General features: G+C 34.3%; 16 protein-coding genes. 1 reads left to right on the forward strand and 15 read right to left on the reverse strand.

Features of this window, described 5'->3' with window-relative positions:
* Positions 1-4 precede the first annotated feature (4 nt).
* From BHF71_RS07590 to BHF71_RS07655, 14 genes are all read right to left on the reverse strand, one after another.
* Positions 5-742: a Stp1/IreP family PP2C-type Ser/Thr phosphatase gene (locus tag BHF71_RS07590; RefSeq protein ID WP_176717330.1), complete on the reverse strand. Its 738-nt coding sequence runs from the start codon at positions 740-742 to the stop codon at positions 5-7.
* A gap of 10 nt (positions 743-752) precedes the next feature.
* Positions 753-1805 (reverse strand): dual-specificity RNA methyltransferase RlmN, encoded by a 1053-nt coding sequence (gene rlmN / locus BHF71_RS07595; protein ID WP_069657059.1) that lies wholly within the window; start codon positions 1803-1805, stop codon positions 753-755.
* A gap of 72 nt (positions 1806-1877) precedes the next feature.
* Entirely contained in the window at positions 1878-3245 is a 1368-nt protein-coding gene (rsmB, locus tag BHF71_RS07600; protein ID WP_069657060.1) for a 16S rRNA (cytosine(967)-C(5))-methyltransferase RsmB, read from the reverse strand.
* Positions 3232-4179 (reverse strand): methionyl-tRNA formyltransferase, encoded by a 948-nt coding sequence (fmt, locus tag BHF71_RS07605; protein WP_069657061.1) that lies wholly within the window; start codon positions 4177-4179, stop codon positions 3232-3234. The genes rsmB and fmt overlap by 14 nt, the downstream gene beginning before the upstream one ends.
* 118 nt (positions 4180-4297) lie before the next feature.
* Positions 4298-4765, reverse strand: a complete 468-nt coding sequence (gene def, locus BHF71_RS07610) for a peptide deformylase (RefSeq protein ID WP_069657062.1) — start codon at positions 4763-4765, stop codon at positions 4298-4300.
* 15 nt (positions 4766-4780) lie between these two features.
* Positions 4781-7204: a primosomal protein N' gene (priA, locus tag BHF71_RS07615; RefSeq protein ID WP_084024396.1), complete on the reverse strand. Its 2424-nt coding sequence runs from the start codon at positions 7202-7204 to the stop codon at positions 4781-4783.
* Complete coding sequence (coaBC, locus tag BHF71_RS07620; protein ID WP_069657063.1) at positions 7204-8409, reverse strand: bifunctional phosphopantothenoylcysteine decarboxylase/phosphopantothenate--cysteine ligase CoaBC; 1206 nt, start codon at positions 8407-8409, stop codon at positions 7204-7206. The genes priA and coaBC overlap by 1 nt, the downstream gene beginning before the upstream one ends.
* A 54-nt stretch (positions 8410-8463) precedes the next feature.
* Positions 8464-8658 (reverse strand): DNA-directed RNA polymerase subunit omega, encoded by a 195-nt coding sequence (gene rpoZ, locus BHF71_RS07625; protein WP_069657064.1) that lies wholly within the window; start codon positions 8656-8658, stop codon positions 8464-8466.
* Entirely contained in the window at positions 8658-9275 is a 618-nt protein-coding gene (gene gmk, locus BHF71_RS07630; RefSeq protein ID WP_069657065.1) for a guanylate kinase, read from the reverse strand. Before gmk ends, rpoZ begins: the two co-directional genes overlap by 1 nt.
* A 17-nt stretch (positions 9276-9292) precedes the next feature.
* Positions 9293-9553, reverse strand: a complete 261-nt coding sequence (gene remA, locus BHF71_RS07635; RefSeq protein WP_069657066.1) for an extracellular matrix/biofilm regulator RemA — start codon at positions 9551-9553, stop codon at positions 9293-9295.
* 52 nt (positions 9554-9605) lie between these two features.
* On the reverse strand, positions 9606-10487 hold the full coding sequence (locus BHF71_RS07640) for a YicC/YloC family endoribonuclease (RefSeq protein ID WP_069657067.1): 882 nt from the start codon (positions 10485-10487) through the stop codon (positions 9606-9608).
* Positions 10488-10681: 194 nt separating this feature from the next.
* Complete coding sequence (locus tag BHF71_RS07645) at positions 10682-11920, reverse strand: LL-diaminopimelate aminotransferase (RefSeq protein WP_069657068.1); 1239 nt, start codon at positions 11918-11920, stop codon at positions 10682-10684.
* Positions 11921-11976: 56 nt separating this feature from the next.
* Positions 11977-12819 carry a diaminopimelate epimerase gene (gene dapF, locus BHF71_RS07650; protein ID WP_069657069.1) on the reverse strand — a complete coding sequence of 281 codons (843 nt, stop codon included), beginning with the start codon at positions 12817-12819 and terminating at the stop codon, positions 11977-11979.
* 23 nt (positions 12820-12842) lie between these two features.
* Positions 12843-15581, reverse strand: a complete 2739-nt coding sequence (locus BHF71_RS07655; protein WP_069657070.1) for a calcium-translocating P-type ATPase, SERCA-type — start codon at positions 15579-15581, stop codon at positions 12843-12845.
* 157 nt (positions 15582-15738) lie between these two features.
* Here BHF71_RS07655 and BHF71_RS07660 point away from each other — a divergent pair, with 157 nt between their 5' ends.
* A complete protein-coding gene (locus BHF71_RS07660) occupies positions 15739-17448 on the forward strand; it encodes an Rqc2 family fibronectin-binding protein (RefSeq protein WP_069657071.1) in 1710 nt (569 codons plus the stop codon).
* A 56-nt stretch (positions 17449-17504) separates the two neighbouring features.
* Here the strand turns inward: BHF71_RS07660 and BHF71_RS07665 are convergent, their stop codons facing one another.
* Complete coding sequence (locus BHF71_RS07665; RefSeq protein ID WP_069657072.1) at positions 17505-19181, reverse strand: Na+/H+ antiporter NhaC family protein; 1677 nt, start codon at positions 19179-19181, stop codon at positions 17505-17507.
* Between the last annotated feature and the right edge of the window lie 59 nt (positions 19182-19240).

The raw sequence follows: 19240 nt of genomic DNA on the forward strand, positions 1-19240 counted from the left end.
AATATTAGTGGCAAACCAATATTATGGAAATATTATCTTCTCCACCTGCATCAATAGCTAAGGATAACAAGTAATCAGTTTTATTCTCTATTGACACATCTTTTTGATTCAAAACTTCAAATATCTTCTCGTCCGAAACATGATTTGTTAAACCATCAGAACATAACAAAAGGGTCTGATCCTTTTCCCAATGGATTAGACAAATATCAACTTTAACTTTTTCCTCCGTACCTAAAGCTCTGGTCAAAATATTTTTCTTAGGATGCGTCATCGCTTCTTCTTGGGTTAGTTGCCCTTCCTTTACAAGTTCATTAACCAATGAATGATCCTCTGTTAATTGACGAATATTATTATCATCAACTAAGTAAGCTCTGCTATCACCAATATGTCCTAAAATGATCCATTCTGGACTAATAATCGAAGCAAGAATAGTCGTACCCATGCCTCTATAACCATCATTATTTAAAGATTGTTTATATACTTCTCCATTAGCCTTATGTATCGCTTTTTCTAAAGCAAGTTGATACCCTTCTATCGATAAATTGTTACTCATAATTTGGTGAATCTCATGATATATAACTTCAACTGCTGTCTTACTAGCGATCTCTCCAGCTTGATGTCCCCCCATACCATCAGCCACAATGGCGACAAGCAATCCATTTGGATAAGGATCACTAACAAATATATAGTCCTCGTTAATAGCCCTTACTTTTCCTACGTCAGTTCGAACCGCAGCTTGCAAGCCCCTCACCTCATAATTTAAATTCATTATTTATATGTTTAGCCCTTAATTGACCACATGCTGCTTCAATATCTCCACCTTGTTCTCTCCTTATGGTCACATTGATGTTATGTCTTTCTAAAATACTCTTAAAATTGTATATTTGCTTTTTGGACGTTCTAACAAAATCTCTTTCTGAAACATAATTTACCGGTATTAAATTTACGTGACATTTAATATCCTTAATTAATCTTGCCAATTCTTCAGCATGTACATCTTGATCATTCACATTTCCCATTAAAGAATATTCAAAAGTAACTCTTCTATTAGTAGTATTCACATAATAGCGACATGCGTCCATTAATTCTGATAATGAATATTTTTTATTGATGGGCATAATTTTTGACCTTAATTCATCATTTGGAGCATGTAGAGAAATCGCCAAAACAACTTGCCATTTTAAATCAGCAAATTCAAATATTTTAGGTACAATACCACTTGTTGATAAGGAAATATGTCTTTGTCCAATGTTTAATCCTTTTTCATCGTTAATTATCCTGATAAATTTTATTGTTTCGTCATAATTGTCAAAAGGTTCACCTGAACCCATAACCACTACACTACTTACCCTATCATTTTCTTTATCTAATATTTTTTGTGATTCCAATACTTGTGCAACTATTTCTCCAGCCGTTAAATTCCTAGCAACGCCTCCTATAGTCGAAGCACAAAACGTACACCCCATCCTGCAGCCAACTTGAGTAGACACACAAACACTATTACCATAACCATGTCTCATAATAACTGTTTCAATGGCGTGTCCATCTAATAGTTGAAATAAAAACTTTATTGTTCCATCACTAGAAATATGTTGATCAATAATACGTAAAACTTGAAATTCAAAACTTTGATCTAATTTATTACGAAGTTCTTTAGATAAGTTGGTCATCTCATCAATCGAACTGATTCTTTTGACGTATAACCAATCAAAAATTTGCTTTGCTCGATACGTTGGTTCACCGTTTTCTTTCAACCAAGTGCTCCAATCTTCAATTGTAAGATCGTAAATATTTCTCTTGTTCATTGTTAATCACCACTAATTTTATCATATAAAAAATAAAATTCCTTAAAATTTATTAAGAAAATTAGATATTTTTTACATTTTTTTGATTAGACGACTAATAAAAAATCCATCAGTATTAAAATGTTGAGGCAAAATTTGGATCATGCCTGAACTTGCATCTATCTTTTCATTAACTATATCGGGTAAAAATGAGGGCAAAGAGTGATCAAATTGAAATTCAGGATGTTTTTCGATAAATTTTTTCACCATCTCCTGATTTTCCTCTCTAACCAATGTACAGGTACTATAAACCAATACCCCACCTGATTTTAACAAAGGTGCAACTTCTTCAAGGATTTCTTCTTGTACCTGTACTAAATCTTTTATATCTTTTTCTGCTTTTACCCATTTAAGATCGGGTTTTCTGCGAATGACACCTAATCCAGAACAGGGCACGTCTAACAATATTCGATCAAATATCTGTCGATAATGATTATTTAATTCTCTAGCGTCTGACTGAATTGTTTCGATTATATCGATTCCTAATCTTTCTTGATGCTCATTAATTAATTTGATCTTATGTTTATGTAAGTCAGAAGCGATAATTCTGCCCTTGTTTTGCATTTTTTCAGCAATATGTGTCGTTTTCCCTCCAGGTGCAGCTGTTGCATCTAACACTACCATATTTGGTTTTGGTGCTAAGACTTCTGCCACTAACATTGAACTTTCATCTTGAACTGAAAATAATCCCTCTTTATACCACTTAGTATGAGCTAAATTTCCTCCACCTTTAATTCTAATCCCCTGTTCTGACAAAAGTGATGGGTTAATTTCTACTCCTTCACCAAGTTCATTCTTTAAAATTTTGATCATTTCATCTTTAGTTGTTTTTAAGGTATTCACTCTTATCGAGTGATATGGAGCTAGATTATTAACCCTGCAAATATCTATCGTTTCCTCAATGCCAAAATTATCGATATATAATTCAACCAACCATTCTGGATGTGAATACTCTAGGGCGATTCTTTTGGCTGTTGGTAGATCATCTGGTATTCTTATCTCTTCTTTATTCCTTAGAATGTTTCTTAAGACACCATTTACCATGCCAGAAATACCTTTATGTCCCCACTTTTTTGCGATATTAACCGCTTCGTTTACAGCAGCATGGGGTGGAATCCGATCTAGGTACCATATTTGATAGATACTTAGACGTAACAGATTTCTAACCCAAACATCTAACTTGCTTATTTTTGTCTTAAGATACATCTGTATTATCCAATCAATTGTATTGAGATGTTGAATCGTACCATAAATCATTTCAGTAGCAAAATTAATATCTGTTCTAGATAATTTTATCTTTTGTAAAGACTGATTCAATTGTAGATTACTATAAGACTTTTCTTTATCTATTTTCGTTAAAACCTCTAAAGCTAACTCTCTTGCAGTCTTAATTTTCTTCATTAAATTCACCTAATTTTTCGCCGATAGAAATTTTTGCACCTTGTAAATAGGAAACTATGTCCATCTTTCTCTTACCCGCAGGTTGCACTTCTTTCAAACTTAAACCACCATCTTTAGTAGCAATAATCAATTTATTTTTTTCAATTTGAAGAACTGTTCCTGGCTCTTGATCATGATTGATGGATAGCATATCAGCCCACCAAATCTTAAACACTTCATTATTTAAATATGTAAAAGCTACTGGCCAAGGATTTAAACCTCTAATTTGATTGAAAATTTGTTCACTTGTTTTGTTCCAGTCGATTAGTTCGTCTTCCCTCTTTAACATCGGTGCATATGTGGCCAAATTATCATCCTGTGGCAGTGGTGTAACTTCACCTTTCTCAATCGCTTTTAATGTCTCAATTAAAAGTTTTGAACCAGCAATACTTAATTTATCGTGCAAACTTCCAACAGTATCATCTTTTTCGATTGGGACTTTAACTTGAGATAAGATATCTCCTGCATCTAATTCCTTAACCATATACATAATTGTTATTCCAGTTTCCTTTTCTCCCTGAATAATACTCTGATGAATAGGAGCTGCCCCACGATATTTTGGTAATAGGGAAGCATGAACATTGATTGCCTTATATTTTGGGGTTTCCAGAAGCTCTACAGGTATAATTTGACCATATGCAGCAGTAACTATAATATCTGGTTTCCAAGCTAAAATCCGTTCAATAGCTTCTTGATGCTTAATTTTCCCAGGTTGATAAATTTCAATGCCTAATTTTTCTGCTAATATTTTTACTGGAGACTTTGTAATAACCTGTTTACGACCCTTTGGTTTGTCAGGTTGAGTAACTACACCAACTACTTCATAGCCTGAATCAACAATACTTTGTAAACATGGCACTGCAAAATCTGGTGTACCCATAAAAACTATACGCATTAATACCACTCCCTGTATATTTAGGATATTTAATTCCATAATTAACGCTATAGCATCTACCTGCCATAGCGTCATCATAGTACTGATATTCTATTGCAAATGTACTATTAAAAAAGCATTACATATTCATATCATCACGATCGTAATATTCTTCAGCTAAATCCGTAAATAATATGCCATCTAAATGATCTATCTCATGTTGTAATGCCCGTGCTAGAAGCCCTTCACCTTCGATCACAAATTCTTGTCCATTGCGATCAAGTGCTTTCACTTTAACACGTTCAGCACGTTTAACCCTGCCTAAAACACCAGGCACACTTAGACAACCTTCCGGTCCAACCTGTTCTCCATCCTTTTCTATTATTTCAGGGTTAATTAATTCAATTAAACCTTCCCCTACATCTATTACAACTACCCTTTTTAATATAGAAATTTGGGGAGCAGCTAATCCTACTCCTTCTGCATCATACATCGTTTCAGCCATGTCGTCTAGTAATTTGTGAATCCTTGGAGTAATCTCTTTTACAGGTTTAGAAATTTCCCTTAACAATGGGTCAGTATCTTTAATAATGACACGAATCGCCATTATTATACGCCTCCTTTACATTAACACATAAGGATCTACATCTACACTTATTAATAAGTTACGATCCTTTAATCCTTCAATCAATAGACTAATTGTTTGATTAACCTTATTTAAAGTTGATGATTCATCATTATATTTTATCATGCATTGGAACCTATTTCTATCTTTTATCCTTGAGATAGGTGACGTAACCGGACCCAAAATTTCTACGTCTCTGGAAACAAGCCTATTTAACTCTTTTACGAAAAGTTGACTAGCTTTCATAACATTCGGCAATTGTTGATGGCTGAAATGAACAACAATTAACTTTCTAAAAGGTGGATAATCCATCATCTTTCTCTGCTTCAGCTCTTGTTTATAAAAGGATTGAAAATCATGATTGCTGGCATATTGAATACTATAGTGTTCAGGTGTATAGGTTTGAATTACTACATCTCCAGACAGATGGTGTCTTCCAGCCCTGCCACTTACTTGAGTTAGTAATTGAAATGTCCTCTCGGCTGCTCTAAAATCAGGAAGTCTTAACAAAGTATCTGCAGCAATCACTCCTACTAATGTTACTTTTTCAAAGTCTAACCCCTTGGCGATCATTTGTGTTCCCAACAAAATGTCTGCTTCATGCTTTCTAAAGGAAGCTAATAATTTATCATGAGCTCCTTTTTTGCTTGTAGTGTCCACATCCATCCTGATAACTCTTACACCGGGAAATCTTTTTACTAATTCCTCTTCAACCTTTTGTGTGCCTGTTCCGAAATACCTAATATGTTTGCTTCCGCATTCAGGACAATTTTGGGGATCAGATACAGTATATCCACAATAGTGACACCTCAAAACTCTATTTGTATGATGATAGGTAAGTGATATTTCACAATGAGGGCACTTCATAACATATCCGCAAGATCGACACATAACAAAGGTGGAATAACCCCGCCGATTGAGGAATAGAACGATTTGTTCTTGTTTATTTAAACGATCGTCTATTTTTTCTTGTAAGGTTTGACTAAACATCGAACGATTACCGACTCTTAATTCATCCCTCATATCAACTAACTCTATTTTAGGCATTTTTCTACCTAAAATACGATTGGGCAATTCCAACAGATAATACTGGTTATTTTGGGCATTGAAATAAGATTCCATCGAAGGTGTAGCACTTCCTAGTACTAAGACCGCATTATGATAACTAGCCCGCCATTTGGCAACTTCCCTAACATGATATTTGGGATTTTCTTCTTGTTTATAGGAACTTTCATGCTCTTCATCAATTATGATCAATCCGAGATTCCTAACTGGAGCAAAAATTGCCGATCTAGCACCGATAATAATCTTAGCATCACCACGTTGTATTCTTCGCCATTCATCAAGTTTTTCTCCTTGGGATAAACGACTATGAATCACAGCAACTAATGAACCAAAACGCCCCTTAAATCTTTCAACCATTTGAGAAGTTAATGATATTTCAGGTACAAGAACGATCGAATCTTTTCCTTCTTTTAATACTTCCTCAATTGATTGAAGGTAGATTTCGGTTTTACCACTACCTGTTACCCCATGTAACAAGAATGGCTTTATCTCCTCACCATTAAAAGAGGAAACTATTTTCCTTAATACTTGCTCCTGTTCAACAGTTAAGGTAACTCTTTTATCTTGAAAATTTCTATCTTTATATGGATCCCTAGCTGTTTCTTTTTTTATCACTTCTAAATACCCTTTTTTCACCAAAGATTGGATTGTTGAGCGATTAATATTTAACTTTGACATTAAAGTGGAGAGGGATACTTCATTTATTTGATTAAATAAAAAATATTCCAAAACTTCCCTTTGTTTTCTAGCCTGTTTCGACAGTTCAGCTATTTCTAATAACAAATGTTCATTAGATAATTTTAACTTGAGAAAACTTATCTTTTTGCTAGTCCCTTTATCAACAAAATCTCTCTTTAGCTCTAATAGCCCAAATTGTAACATTTGTTGAATCAAATGTTTTTCGTTAGAGAAATGATCGATTAGTATCGATTGTTTTATTGGCTGATTTTTAGCAACCCATTCTATTATTTCCAACTCTTTCAAGGAAATATTGTCTTTTTCTATCTCATCATTAACTAAAATATATTGTTCCATTTTGGTCTTCAAAGCAGTGGGAATCAACATTTGTAAAACCCTAAAAAGATGGCTTGAATAGTAATTACTCATCCAACTTCCCAATTGAATTAATTCTTCAGTCAAAGATGGTATTATATCTAGATTTTCCTTAATGGGCTTAACGTTTTTTACTCTTGTTGTAGACTTAATTTCTATTACAAAACCCTGAGTAACCCTCGACCCAAGAGGAACGATCACACGACAACCTTTCTTTAAAGTTGGTAATAATGAATCTGGAACCAGATAATCAAAACCATGATGTCTCATATCTGGGATATCTATTACTACTTTCGCATACACTATCTCTCTTTTCCTTCCAATTGAGATTTGACTGTTGATAAAATACGATCAGCCAATTCTTTTTTACTCAATTTTGGATATGAGATTTCTTTACCTGATTTAGTAATCAATGTTATAACATTTGTATCTTGTTCAAAGCCAGCACCTTCTGTTAAAACATTATTGGCAACAATCATATCCATGTTTTTCTTTTCAAGTTTACGTTTAGCATTAATAATCAAATCACTTGTTTCTGCACTAAACCCGATGAAAAATTGATTTTCATTCTTTCTTTTGCCAACTTCTAAGGCAATATCCGTAGTTCGTTCCATCTCAATGATCCAAGGGCCTTCTTGTTTCTTAAATTTTTCTTGATATACTGTTTTAGGACGATAGTCTGCCACTGCCGCTGCCTTGATGATTATATCTGCGTCACTTAAATTATTCATCACTGCATGATACATCTCTTCTGCTGTTTCAACTGAAATTAATTTTACTCCCGCAGGAGGATTTAAATTGGTTTTTCCTGAAATTAAAATAACTTCTCCGCCACGTTTAATGGCTGCCTCAGCTAAAGCATATCCCATCTTACCTGTAGAACGATTGGTAAAAAAACGAACAGGATCAACAGGTTCTCTAGTAGCTCCAGCAGTAATAAGAAATTTTTTACCTTCAAAATCATTACGATTATTAAAAAACTCCTCAACCATTTGGACTATATCATCAGGTTCAGGAAACCTACCTTTACCTGAATAACCTTCAGCTAAATAACCTTCTACTGGCTCAATTATATGTACTCCTCTTGATTTCAATAGCTTGATATTTTCTTGAACAGTTTGATGATTATACATATTAACGTTCATCGCTGGAGCCATAATTATTGGTGATGTTACAGCCAAAAGAATTGTCGATAACATATCATCAGCTATCCCATGGGCAGCTTTAGCAATAAAATTAGCAGTTGCGGGTGCTATAAGTACTAAATCAGCATTATCAGCTATATTTATATGGGCCACGACATTAGGGTTAGTTTCATCAAAAGTATCTACATAAACATGGTTTTTAGAAAGAACTTGCAATGTTAATGGCGGAATAATTTTAGTAGCTGATTCTGTCATTATAACTTGAACATTAACACCCTTTTTAGTTAAGGCACTGGCAATCGAAGCAGCTTTATAAGCAGCGATACCACCTGTTATTCCAAGAATTATATTTTTACCTTTCAAAGTCCTCACTCCCTAGAAAAAAATAACAACCAAGAGGGTTGTTATTTTGATTGCTTATTTATTCTCAAGAATTAGTCTGTCGGAAAAAATTTCTTCTAATGCCATACCGACATATTTCTTAGACTTTGGAGCGTCAATCAACAAAGTATCTCCGTTCTTTAAATCACGAGTCCTTCTTGCAGTCGCAACTACTAATGAGTATTTGCTATCTACTTTTTCTAATAATTTATCGATTGATGGATATAACATTACAATTCCTCCTTTAACCACTGTTCATAGTATGGTAAAATGCGATCCTTTCGAAGACGTTCAGCTTCAATAATAGATTGGATTCTTTTCACAGCATTAGGTACCTCATCATTAACAACCGCATAATCATAGTACTTCATCATTTGCAACTCATCTTTGGCAATACTCATTCTACTTTTAATAATATCCTCAGTCTCTGTTCCCCGATAAAAAATGCGATTTTTTAATTCCGCGAAAGATGGAGGGATTAAGAATACGAAAATGCCCTCAGGATATTTTTCCTTGACTTTTAAAGCACCTTGTACTTCTATTTCCAAAATAATATCTTTTCCTTCTTCAAGGGTTTCCTCAACAAATGTTCGAGGCGTACCATAGTAATTCCCACAATATTCTGCCCATTCAAGAAGTTGATCTTTTTTTATCATTTCCTCAAACTCATCTTTTGTTTTAAAAAAATAATTAACCCCGTCAACCTCTCCTACACGAGGCTTTCTAGTTGTTGCAGACACAGAATAGATTATATCTTTTTGTTTTTCTCTAAGATATGAGCACACAGTACCTTTTCCTACTCCAGATGGGCCTGATAGCACAATTAACAAACCTTTTTGTTTAAACATAAATTACACTCCTAGATCTAATCTTCCCCAATTTCATCTTTTTCAACTAAACGATGAGCTACAGTTTCCGGTTGAACCGCTGATAATATCACATGATCACTATCAGTTATAATTACTGCCCGAGTTCTTCTACCGTAAGTAGCATCAATCAACATCCTTCTTTCTCTGGCTTCCTGTATAATCCTCTTAATTGGAGCTGATTCAGGACTAACGATTGAAATAATTCGGTTAGCTGAAACGATATTTCCAAACCCAATATTAATAAGTTTAATAGACATTTTTTACCTCCCAATGACTAAAAAAAGTTTCCTCCGTTAATTCTCCCGGATATTATTCAACATTTTGCACCTGTTCTCTCATTTTTTCCAATTCACTTTTCATTTCAACTACTAATTGACTCAAGACTAAGTTATTTGCCTTGGAACCGATAGTATTAATTTCCCGATTCATCTCTTGAATTAAAAAGTCCAGTTTTCTTCCTACTGGTTCATCTTGACTTAATATAGATAAAAATTGATTAAAATGACTCTTTAATCTAGTAATTTCCTCATCAATGTTAGCTTTATCAGTAAAGAATGCTACCTCATTCAACAACCGAGCTTCATCAATCTCCACAACACCATCTAACCATTCTGTTATCCTAGCAACAAGTTTCTTCCGATACTCTTCTACAACTTGTGGGGCTGTTTCCTGCATCTTATCCAATAAGCTTGTAAGGTTACCAATACGTGATGTTAGATCATTATATAAATGAATTCCTTCATTCATCCGCATTTCTGTAAGATTTTTGCAGGCAATATCTAAAGTATCAATAAGCGTTGGAGCTAAGACTTCTAAATCTAGGATGTCTTGTCCTACGTGAATCAATTCCGGGATAGCCAACAAATCTTTTAAATCTAACCGACTCTCAACATTGATACGTTCATTTAATTCTTGTACTATTTCTATGTATTGATCCATTAAATCCCAATCAACCTTAAGCTGTTGATTTGGGTTCTCCTCATTATCAATAGTGATAAAAACATCTATTCTTCCCCGTTTAACATATGATTGCAGCTTCTTTTTCATTAAATCTTCTAGAGGAATTAAATCCTTTGACATCTTAAACATTATTTCATGATATCTATGATTTACTGCACGAATTTCTACAGTAATCTTTGTTCCTTGAAAATCAGATTGAGCTCTACCATAACCGGTCATACTTTTAATCATTATTTATCACATCCATGTACCTATTCTAATCAATTTTATCATTTGGTACAAGTCTAAGAATTGTATTTTGTATAGGGGTTACAAAATACAGCTTAGGACTTATCATCAAAAAGAGGAAACTATAGATCCCAAACGCCAAGAAAACTAACCATTTAAAGTTAGTTTTCAAAACATTATAAAGCTAAGTAGAACGGTTAGAATTCAAATTCTACTGACGATAAACGTTGCTTAATCTCATTCATTACCCTAATTTCATCTTCTTCATCTTTAGCTACAAATGTTACTGAAAAACGCACATAATGCCCTGCATCGTCCCAAGGAACCGTGGAGATCAATTTTTCTTTGATCAAATATTGAGAGAACTCTTCTGCGGTATTAAATCTTTGTCCATTTTTAATACCTTTTGGGATTTCCACGTACATAAAAAATGAACCTTTAGGCTTTGTTGCATTAAAACCTAATTCATTCAAAGTTTTCATTAATAAATTATGACGTCTAGAATATTTTTCCGCAGTTTTCTCAGTGATTTCGGGATGTTTAAGTGCATAGATTGCCGCCTCTTGGATAGCAAGGAACTGTCCTGAATCATTGTTATCCTTAACAGTTGCAAAAGCCTTAACGATCAATTCATTTCCTGCCACAAAACCAATTCTCCATCCAGTCATATTGTATGACTTAGATAAAGAATGAATCTCAATTCCAACTTCTTTAGCCCCAGGAATTGAAAGAAAACTTAACGGCTTAACACCATCAAAAGTTAAAGCTGCATAAGCTGCATCATGAATCACGATAATATCATTTTCTTTAGCAAATTTAACAACTTTCTCGAAAAAATCTCTCGTAGCACTAGCTCCGGTAGGATTATTAGGATAGTTTAAATATAATAATTTTGCTCTTTTAAGTGTTTCTTTGTCAATGGAATCTAAATCAGGTAAGAAGTTATTTTCTTTTAACAGTGGTAAATTAACCACATCACCGCCAAGCCACTTTGTATGTGTACCCAATATAGGATATCCTGGTACTGTCATTATAGTAATATCACCGGGATTGATAAAAGCACTAGGTAACATTGATAGGGCTGATTTAGCTCCTATTACATGAACTATTTCCGTATCTGGATCAACATTATCTACCCCAAAAACGTTTTTTAGATAGTCAGAAGCAACAACTTTTAATTCTCTACCACCATTATCAGCATATCCCCGATTCTCAGGTTTTTTTGCCGCTTCATATAGAGTTTCAATAACACTTGGATCAGCCATTTGATCTGGTTCGCCTACTCCAAAATCTAACAATTCCACATCAGGATAATTTCTTTTAGCTTCAGTTTTTGCCCGTTTTATTTTTTCAAACTTATAAATTGCAGTATCTTTGCCAAATTTGTTACCACCAATCCTTTCAGCAAATAGTTGTTGAATATAATTTTCTTCCATGAAATTAACCTCCTCAAACAATTAGCAAAATAATTAGCATATTTAGTTTCTTTATATTACACACCTAGCCATTTACCTGTAAATACTTCTTTAGCTTCTCCCGTCATATAAACCTTATTATCTTTCTCATTCCAAACTATTCTTAAGTCCCCACCTTTTAGATGAACGGTTACATCTCTAGAGGTATTCCCTGTTAACACAGAGGCAACTCCAGTTGCACAAGCACCTGTTCCACAGGCTAAAGTCTGTCCAACTCCCCGTTCCCAAACTCGCATATCTAATTCAGTATCCGATTTTACAGTAACAAATTCCACATTGGTTTTTTTAGGGAAAAGTGGATGGGTTTCGATTTTAGGTCCCCATTTTTCCACATCAAAATTAATAGCATCATCGACAAAAATTACAGCATGGGGGTTGCCCATGGAAACACCTGTGAATTTAAACTTCACGCCATCAATCTCTAACGTCTTATCCACTATCAAGTCGTCTTCAAAAGTCGTTGGAATTAATTCACCACTTAATATCGGTTCTCCCATATCCACTTCAACTTTGGAGACAATATCTTCATTTGATTCAATATGTAATTTTACAAATTGAATTCCAGCTAATGTTTCAATCCTAAGCTGTTCTTTTTTGACGATATCATGATCATAGACATATTTGGCAACACAGCGAATTGCATTACCGCATTGTTCGGCCTCAGAACCATCGGCATTAAATATTCTCATCCTAACATCTGCAGAATCTGACGGCAATATGAATACTAACCCATCAGCCCCCACTCCGAAATGACGATCACAAATATCTATCGCCAGTTGATTTACCTTTTTCGGGACATCCTTTAAGTGGGGAACGACTACGAAGTCATTTCCTAAACCATGCATTTTTGTAAATTCCATTATTCCAAATCCTTTCATTACAATCAGCTATCACTTACTAGTTTATTTATTTTTTTCCGCGTAGTTAGTAAAGTTCGTATACCAAATGCAAAAGTTGGTATTGAACCAGCAAAAATTGTCAATAACCAATCAAAGGCATTTAATTCCACTGTCCTAAAAATAGGTTGTAATTGATCTATATATATTACTCCTATCAATAATAGTAGTGACGAAAAAACAGCTAATATTAAATATTTATTTTCAAAAAAATTACGATGAAAAACTGAAATATCACTACGACAATCAAAAACATGGATTAGTTGCGCTAACACCAAAGTGGTAAATGCCATTGTTTGTGCTTTGACTAAATTATTAGGTTCATTATTTAAGGTTATAATAAAAACTCCTAATGTAACTAATCCTATTACGATTCCTCGACTAATAATCTTCCACCCTAAACCCCTAGCAAAAATACCCTCTTTGCTATCCCTAGGAGGTCGATTCATAATATCCTCTTCAACTGGATCTATTCCTAAAGCCATAGCGGGCAAACCATCGGTCACTAAATTCACCCAAAGTATTTGGATAGGAACTAAAGGTAAAGGTAACCCAGCTAGCATCGCTAAAAACATAGTCAATATTTCACCTACATTAGAAGCCAATAAATATCGGATAAATTTTCTAATATTTTCGTATATCCCTCGACCTTCCTCAATTGCTGCCACGATTGTAGCAAAATTATCATCACTTAACACTAAAGATGAAGCTTCTTTAGAAACATCGGTACCGGTTATTCCCATCGATATACCAATATCAGCTGCCTTGATGGCTGGTGCATCATTTACACCATCTCCAGTCATTGCAACAACATGATCTTTAGCTTGAAGTGCTTTTACGATTCTTAGTTTGTGTTCAGGAGATACACGGGCATAAACGTAGATATCATCAACTTTTTGCATAAATTCATTATTAGACATATTATATAAATCCTGTCCATTTACTGTCAATCCATTAGGTGGAAGTATCTGAAGCTGTTTGGCGATTGCCATAGCAGTAATTTGATGATCACCCGTAATCATTACGGTTTTAATCCCAGCACGCTTACATTTTTGAATCGCTTCCTTAACTTCTTCTCTAGGTGGATCGATCATTCCTGCTATGCCGATAAAGATTAGATCCCTCTCAGCTTCTCGTTCAGTAACAATTTTACCATTTTTTATCTCTTTATAAGCAAATCCTAAGTTCCTGAGTGCTTGATTCGCCATTTTCTCAATTGCTTTTTTTACATATTTTTTAAAAACTGGTGTTAAAGGAACTATTTTTTCATCCCAAATGATTGATGTGCAATGCTCCAATAATACATCTGGCGCTCCTTTAACCGCAACCATCTGTTTATTTTGCTTTTGAACAATTGTTGACATCATCTTTCTAGAGGAATCAAAGGGAAACTCTTTTATTCGTTTCCAGTTCTTTTCTAGACTCTTCTTGTTATAATTACCTTTAGCACCCAGGACAATTAATGCTCCTTCTGTAGGATCCCCTTGCACCATCCAACTCTTCTTATTTTTTTTGAAAAAACCCTTTTCTTCTTCCGCTTCTATTAAATTTGCATTATTACAAAGAACACCAACTTCTAATAATTTTGCTATTGATGCCACCCGCCCCGGGTTTATTTCTTTAGAACCAATATAAAAATTACCCTTTGGTTCATATCCTCTTCCTGAAACATTAATTTCTTTACCACCTATCCATAAATTGGTTACTGTCATTTTATTTTGCGTTAAGGTTCCTGTTTTATCAGAGCAAATAACCGTTGAACACCCTAAAGTTTCAACTGAAGGTAACTTCCTGACAATAGCATTTCTTTTGATCATTCTTTGAACACCTAATGCTAATGCAACAGTAACTATAGCTGGAAGACCTTCAGGAATTGCTGCCACAGCTAAACTTACACCAGCTAAAAACATATCGTAAGCATTATGTCCATGCCAAATACCTGTAACAACGACTAAAACCGTCAGCGCAATTGACAAAATAACTAGTATTTTACCCAATTGATCTAATTTTCTTTGAAGCGGAGTTTCCATTTCTTCTGTTGTTTGGATTAAATCAGCTATTTTCCCCATTTCTGTATTCATACCTGTTGCAACCACAATCCCATATCCAACCCCACGGGTTATTAATGTACCCATAAAAGCCATGTTTTTCTGGTCCCCTAGTGGGATATTTTCATAAGTAATCGTATCGATTATTTTATTCACTGGAACAGATTCTCCAGTTAAAACTGACTCTTCAATGTATAAATCGTGACTTTCAAAGAGTCGTACATCTGCTGGAACTCTATCCCCAGTTTCTAAGTAAACAATATCTCCAGGTACGACCTCCAATGCCGGTATTATCGTTAACTTACCATCCCTAACAACCTTTGCATTAGGTGCCGTCATCTCTTTTAATGCTTGTAAAGAGCGTTCAGCTCTATATTCTTGAATAAAACCTAAAATCGCATTAATAATGACTATCGCAATAATCGTGATCGCATCTGTATATTCGCCCAATAAACCTGATATTAATGTAGCTACTAAGAGAACAAGCACCATAAAATCTTTAAATTGATTCAAAAAGATCGTTAATGGTGAGATTACTTCTCCCTGTTCCAATTGATTGGCTCCATATTCTTGTAAAAGTTTTTCAGCTGATTTTGAAGATAATCCTTTCTCTTTATCAACTTGAAACATTGTTTGTATTTCATTGATCGGAATCGTATGCCATTTATAATTTGTCACTTTATTACCTCCTTCAACTAATCCCTCGTCATGTAAACATTATTCAGACGAGCTCTAAAAAATGCTAAAAACATCAGAGGTATTGCCATTTGTCCAAATTAACAAACTAGATTATACTTAACATGAATAAACATAAACTTAATTGAGGTGGCTTTACATGGCATTTGATGGTTTTGTAATTAGAGCTTTAGTTCATGAACTTTCAGAAAAGCTATTACATACAAAAATTCATAAAATCTATCAACCTCATCAAACAGATCTATTATTTATTCTTAGAGGTTATGGAACAAATCACAGCTTGTTAATTTCCGCCAATCCAACTTACCCTAGGATGCATTTGACAAAAAGAAACTTTGTAAATCCTACAGAACCTCCGATGTTTTGTATGTTACTTAGGAAACATCTTGAGGGAGGAATAATTGAAAAAATCTATCAGATAGATAATGAAAGGATTATTTATATCGATGTAAAAGTTAGGGATGAATTAGGTGATTTTCATCAGAAACGATTAATAGTAGAAATTATGGGTAGACATAGCAACATCATCTTAATCAATCCCGATAACAACTTAATCTTAGACGGTATTAATCATGTTACGGCTGCTGTAAGTAGTTACCGTCAAGTTCTACCCGGTAAAGAATATATCGCTCCTCCAAAACAAAATAAACTAAATCCATTAACACTTGAGCAAGAGCAGTTTTTTTCCTTAATCAAATTAAATGAAGGAAAAATAGATAAACAATTTGTTAACAATTTTACTGGGATGAGTCCAACAATAGCTAAAGAAATTTTATACAGAGCAGGTCTTCCAACAAAAGAAAATCTATGGAATGCCTTTTATGATTGGATGGAAAAAACTAATAACCATAACTACAATCCAGCTATCGTTGTTAGTAAAGAGAAAACTGATTTTTCTATATTTCCACTAAATCACTTATCTGGAGAAACAACTTCTTTTGAAAGTATTAATGAATGTATCGAAGAGTTTTATGATAAAAAAGCTGAAAGGAATGCTATCAGGCAAAAAACTTTAGATTTAATGAGGTTTTTAGTTACTGAAAAGCAAAAAAGCGAGAAGAAAATCGAGTATTTGTATCAAGATTTAAAAGAGGCCGATCAAGCTGAAAAGTTTAAATTATATGGTGAACTAATTACAGCTCACCTCTATCAAATCAAACGGGGTGACAAAGAGGCTCATGTTGTTAATTATTATGATGAAAATCAAAAAATGATAACAATTCCGTTAAACCCTTTCAAGACCCCTTCTGAAAATGCTCAGCATTTCTTTAAGAAATATAATAAATTGAAAAATAGCAGAGAATATATTGAAACACAACTTACAAAAACAAAAGAAGAAATAGCATACTTAGAAACGATTATTACTCAATTAGAAAATGCTAGTATTCAAGATATCGAAGATATTCGCGAGGAATTGGTAGAGCAAGGTTATCTAAAGGAACGTAAAAGGAAAAAGCATAAGAAAAGAAACGTCCCTGAAATTGAAAAATTTATTTCATCTGAAGGTTATACCATCTATGTTGGAAAAAATAATCGTCAAAACGAATATTTAACTCACAAGCTTGCTTCTGCTTTAGATACGTGGTTACATACTAAAGATATTCCTGGTTCTCATGTTGTGATCAAGTCAAAGGAATTTGGAGAAGCAACCTTAAATGAAGCTGCTATAATCGCCGCATATTATAGTAAAGCAAAAAACTCAAGTAATGTGCCGGTAGATTACACGTTAATTAAATATGTGAAAAAACCTAGCGGAGCTAAACCAGGATTTGTAATCTATGAAAAGCAAAAGACTTTATTCGTCACACCTGATGAAACGTTAATAGATAACTTAAGGACTACTAAGTAATCCGTTTAAGTATATATTATCCATAAAAAAATCTGGGGCAGTCCCCAGATTTTTTACTAATCAATATTTTCCTCAAGTTTTCTCAAATCATCAATGTTCGTACTTTTTCCATAGAATCTAATTATTGCCCAGATAATAACAATACCAAGCACTAAAGAAATAAATGGTGACATACCTAACCCTATCGGAATATACCCCACTGCAGAAGCAACTATTGCCGTAGTTAGTGCATATGGAATTTGGGTCTTAACGTGGTCAATATGGTCGGAGGCTGAAGCCATCGATGACAAGATAGTTGTATCAGAAATAGGTGAACTATGATCCCCAAAAATAGAACCAGCTAGAACTGCCCCAAGTGTACCAAGTAGAATACCATCTATACTACCACCAGTATACGCACTTGCTAATGGAATAGCCAAAGGAATCATAATCGCCATCGTACCCCATGAGGTTCCTGTTGCAAACGATACAACACTAGAGATAATAAAGACCAGAAAAGGAAGTAACATTACTGGTAAGGTATCGGTTACGATTTTAACCAAATAATCTGCAGTCCCTACATCAGAAGTTACTGTTCCCAAGGACCAAGCTAGTGTTAAGATAACAGCAGTTATTACTAAAGATTTTGCACCATCAACCCAAGCTTCAATCGCTTCATTTAGTCCCAATATTTTCTGGCTAATCGCCATAACTATTGCCACCATACTTGCAAGTGCTGACGCCCAAATTAGAGCAACAGAAGCATCAGAATCACCAAAAGCTTTTCTTACACCTTCAAAGGTAAATGGCTGTTCAGTTCCACCCCCTGAATACCATAAACCCACAAAACCTACTATCACCAAAGTAAGTATTGGTACTACTGCATTAGAGACCCTTAATTTGTCAGCCTCTTTTATATTGGGGATTTCATTATTAGTTGCTGCAAGTGGAGTTGCTCCGTCCGCAAGAACCTTACCCATTAATCTTGCTCTCTTTTCTGCCTTATACATGGGGCCAAAGTCCCTCATCAACCAAGCAATTAAAAATACCATTACTAACGCAAAAATATCGTAAAACCTATATGGTATTGATTTGACGAATACATCATAAGAATTCACTTCAATCCCAAGGTTTTTAAAAGATTCATTGATCAATCCAAGCTCATAACCAACCCAAGTCGAAATCAACGCCATACCTGTTACCGGTGCTGCAGTCGAATCAACAATATATGAAAGTTTCTCTCTGGAGATAGTCATTTTGTCAGTTAATGGTCTCATGGTTGGACCTACTATTAAAGTATTAGAATAATCATCAAAGAAAACAAACAATCCCATCAACCATGTAGATAATTGAGCACTTCTACTATTTTTAACTTTTTTAGCTAACACTTCTGCTATAGCTTGAGTGCCACCCATTTTAGAAATTACTCCTACCATTCCACCAATTGTTAGTGTGAATATTAAAATACCAGCATTCCAGCTATCGGCAACGGAGCCTAACATGTATTTATCAAGAGTTCTCAAAAAACCATAAAAAATATTACCATCATAGACCATTGTCGCTCCAAAAAAAACTCCGATAAATAATGATAAAATAACTTGTTTAGTTAAAAAGGCTAATAAAATAGCTACTAAAGGTGGAATAAGAGAATAAACACCAAAATCCACGTTCTCGTCTGATCCCTTTGGAGTAACAAACATTACTACTAGGAGTAAAAAAACAAATATGAATACAATTGTCCAGATACGTTTCATTAAATTCCTCCTCTTTAAGTTTAATAATAGTTTTAGTCCATACTAAATCTATTATATAT

Origin of the sequence: Vulcanibacillus modesticaldus, assembly GCF_001730235.1 — a bacterium.
Classification (GTDB): Bacteria; Bacillota; Bacilli; order Tepidibacillales; family Tepidibacillaceae; genus Vulcanibacillus; species Vulcanibacillus modesticaldus.

Excerpts from the sequence above, each read along its gene's own strand:
- BHF71_RS07665 (WP_069657072.1), bottom strand. The coding sequence starts at position 19,181 with ATGAAACGTATCTGGACAATTGTATTCATATTTGTTTTTTTACTCCTA.
- BHF71_RS07660 (WP_069657071.1), top strand. The coding sequence starts at position 15,739 with ATGGCATTTGATGGTTTTGTAATTAGAGCTTTAGTTCATGAACTTTCA.
- rsmB (WP_069657060.1), bottom strand. The coding sequence starts at position 3,245 with ATGAAGAAAATTAAGACTGCAAGAGAGTTAGCTTTAGAGGTTTTAACG.
- gmk (WP_069657065.1), bottom strand. The coding sequence starts at position 9,275 with ATGTTTAAACAAAAAGGTTTGTTAATTGTGCTATCAGGCCCATCTGGA.
- BHF71_RS07640 (WP_069657067.1), bottom strand. The coding sequence starts at position 10,487 with ATGATTAAAAGTATGACCGGTTATGGTAGAGCTCAATCTGATTTTCAA.
- remA (WP_069657066.1), bottom strand. The coding sequence starts at position 9,553 with ATGTCTATTAAACTTATTAATATTGGGTTTGGAAATATCGTTTCAGCT.
- rpoZ (WP_069657064.1), bottom strand. The coding sequence starts at position 8,658 with ATGTTATATCCATCAATCGATAAATTATTAGAAAAAGTAGATAGCAAA.
- dapF (WP_069657069.1), bottom strand. The coding sequence starts at position 12,819 with ATGGAATTTACAAAAATGCATGGTTTAGGAAATGACTTCGTAGTCGTT.
- fmt (WP_069657061.1), bottom strand. The coding sequence starts at position 4,179 with ATGCGTATAGTTTTTATGGGTACACCAGATTTTGCAGTGCCATGTTTA.
- BHF71_RS07645 (WP_069657068.1), bottom strand. The coding sequence starts at position 11,920 with ATGGAAGAAAATTATATTCAACAACTATTTGCTGAAAGGATTGGTGGT.
- rlmN (WP_069657059.1), bottom strand. The coding sequence starts at position 1,805 with ATGAACAAGAGAAATATTTACGATCTTACAATTGAAGATTGGAGCACT.
- def (WP_069657062.1), bottom strand. The coding sequence starts at position 4,765 with ATGGCGATTCGTGTCATTATTAAAGATACTGACCCATTGTTAAGGGAA.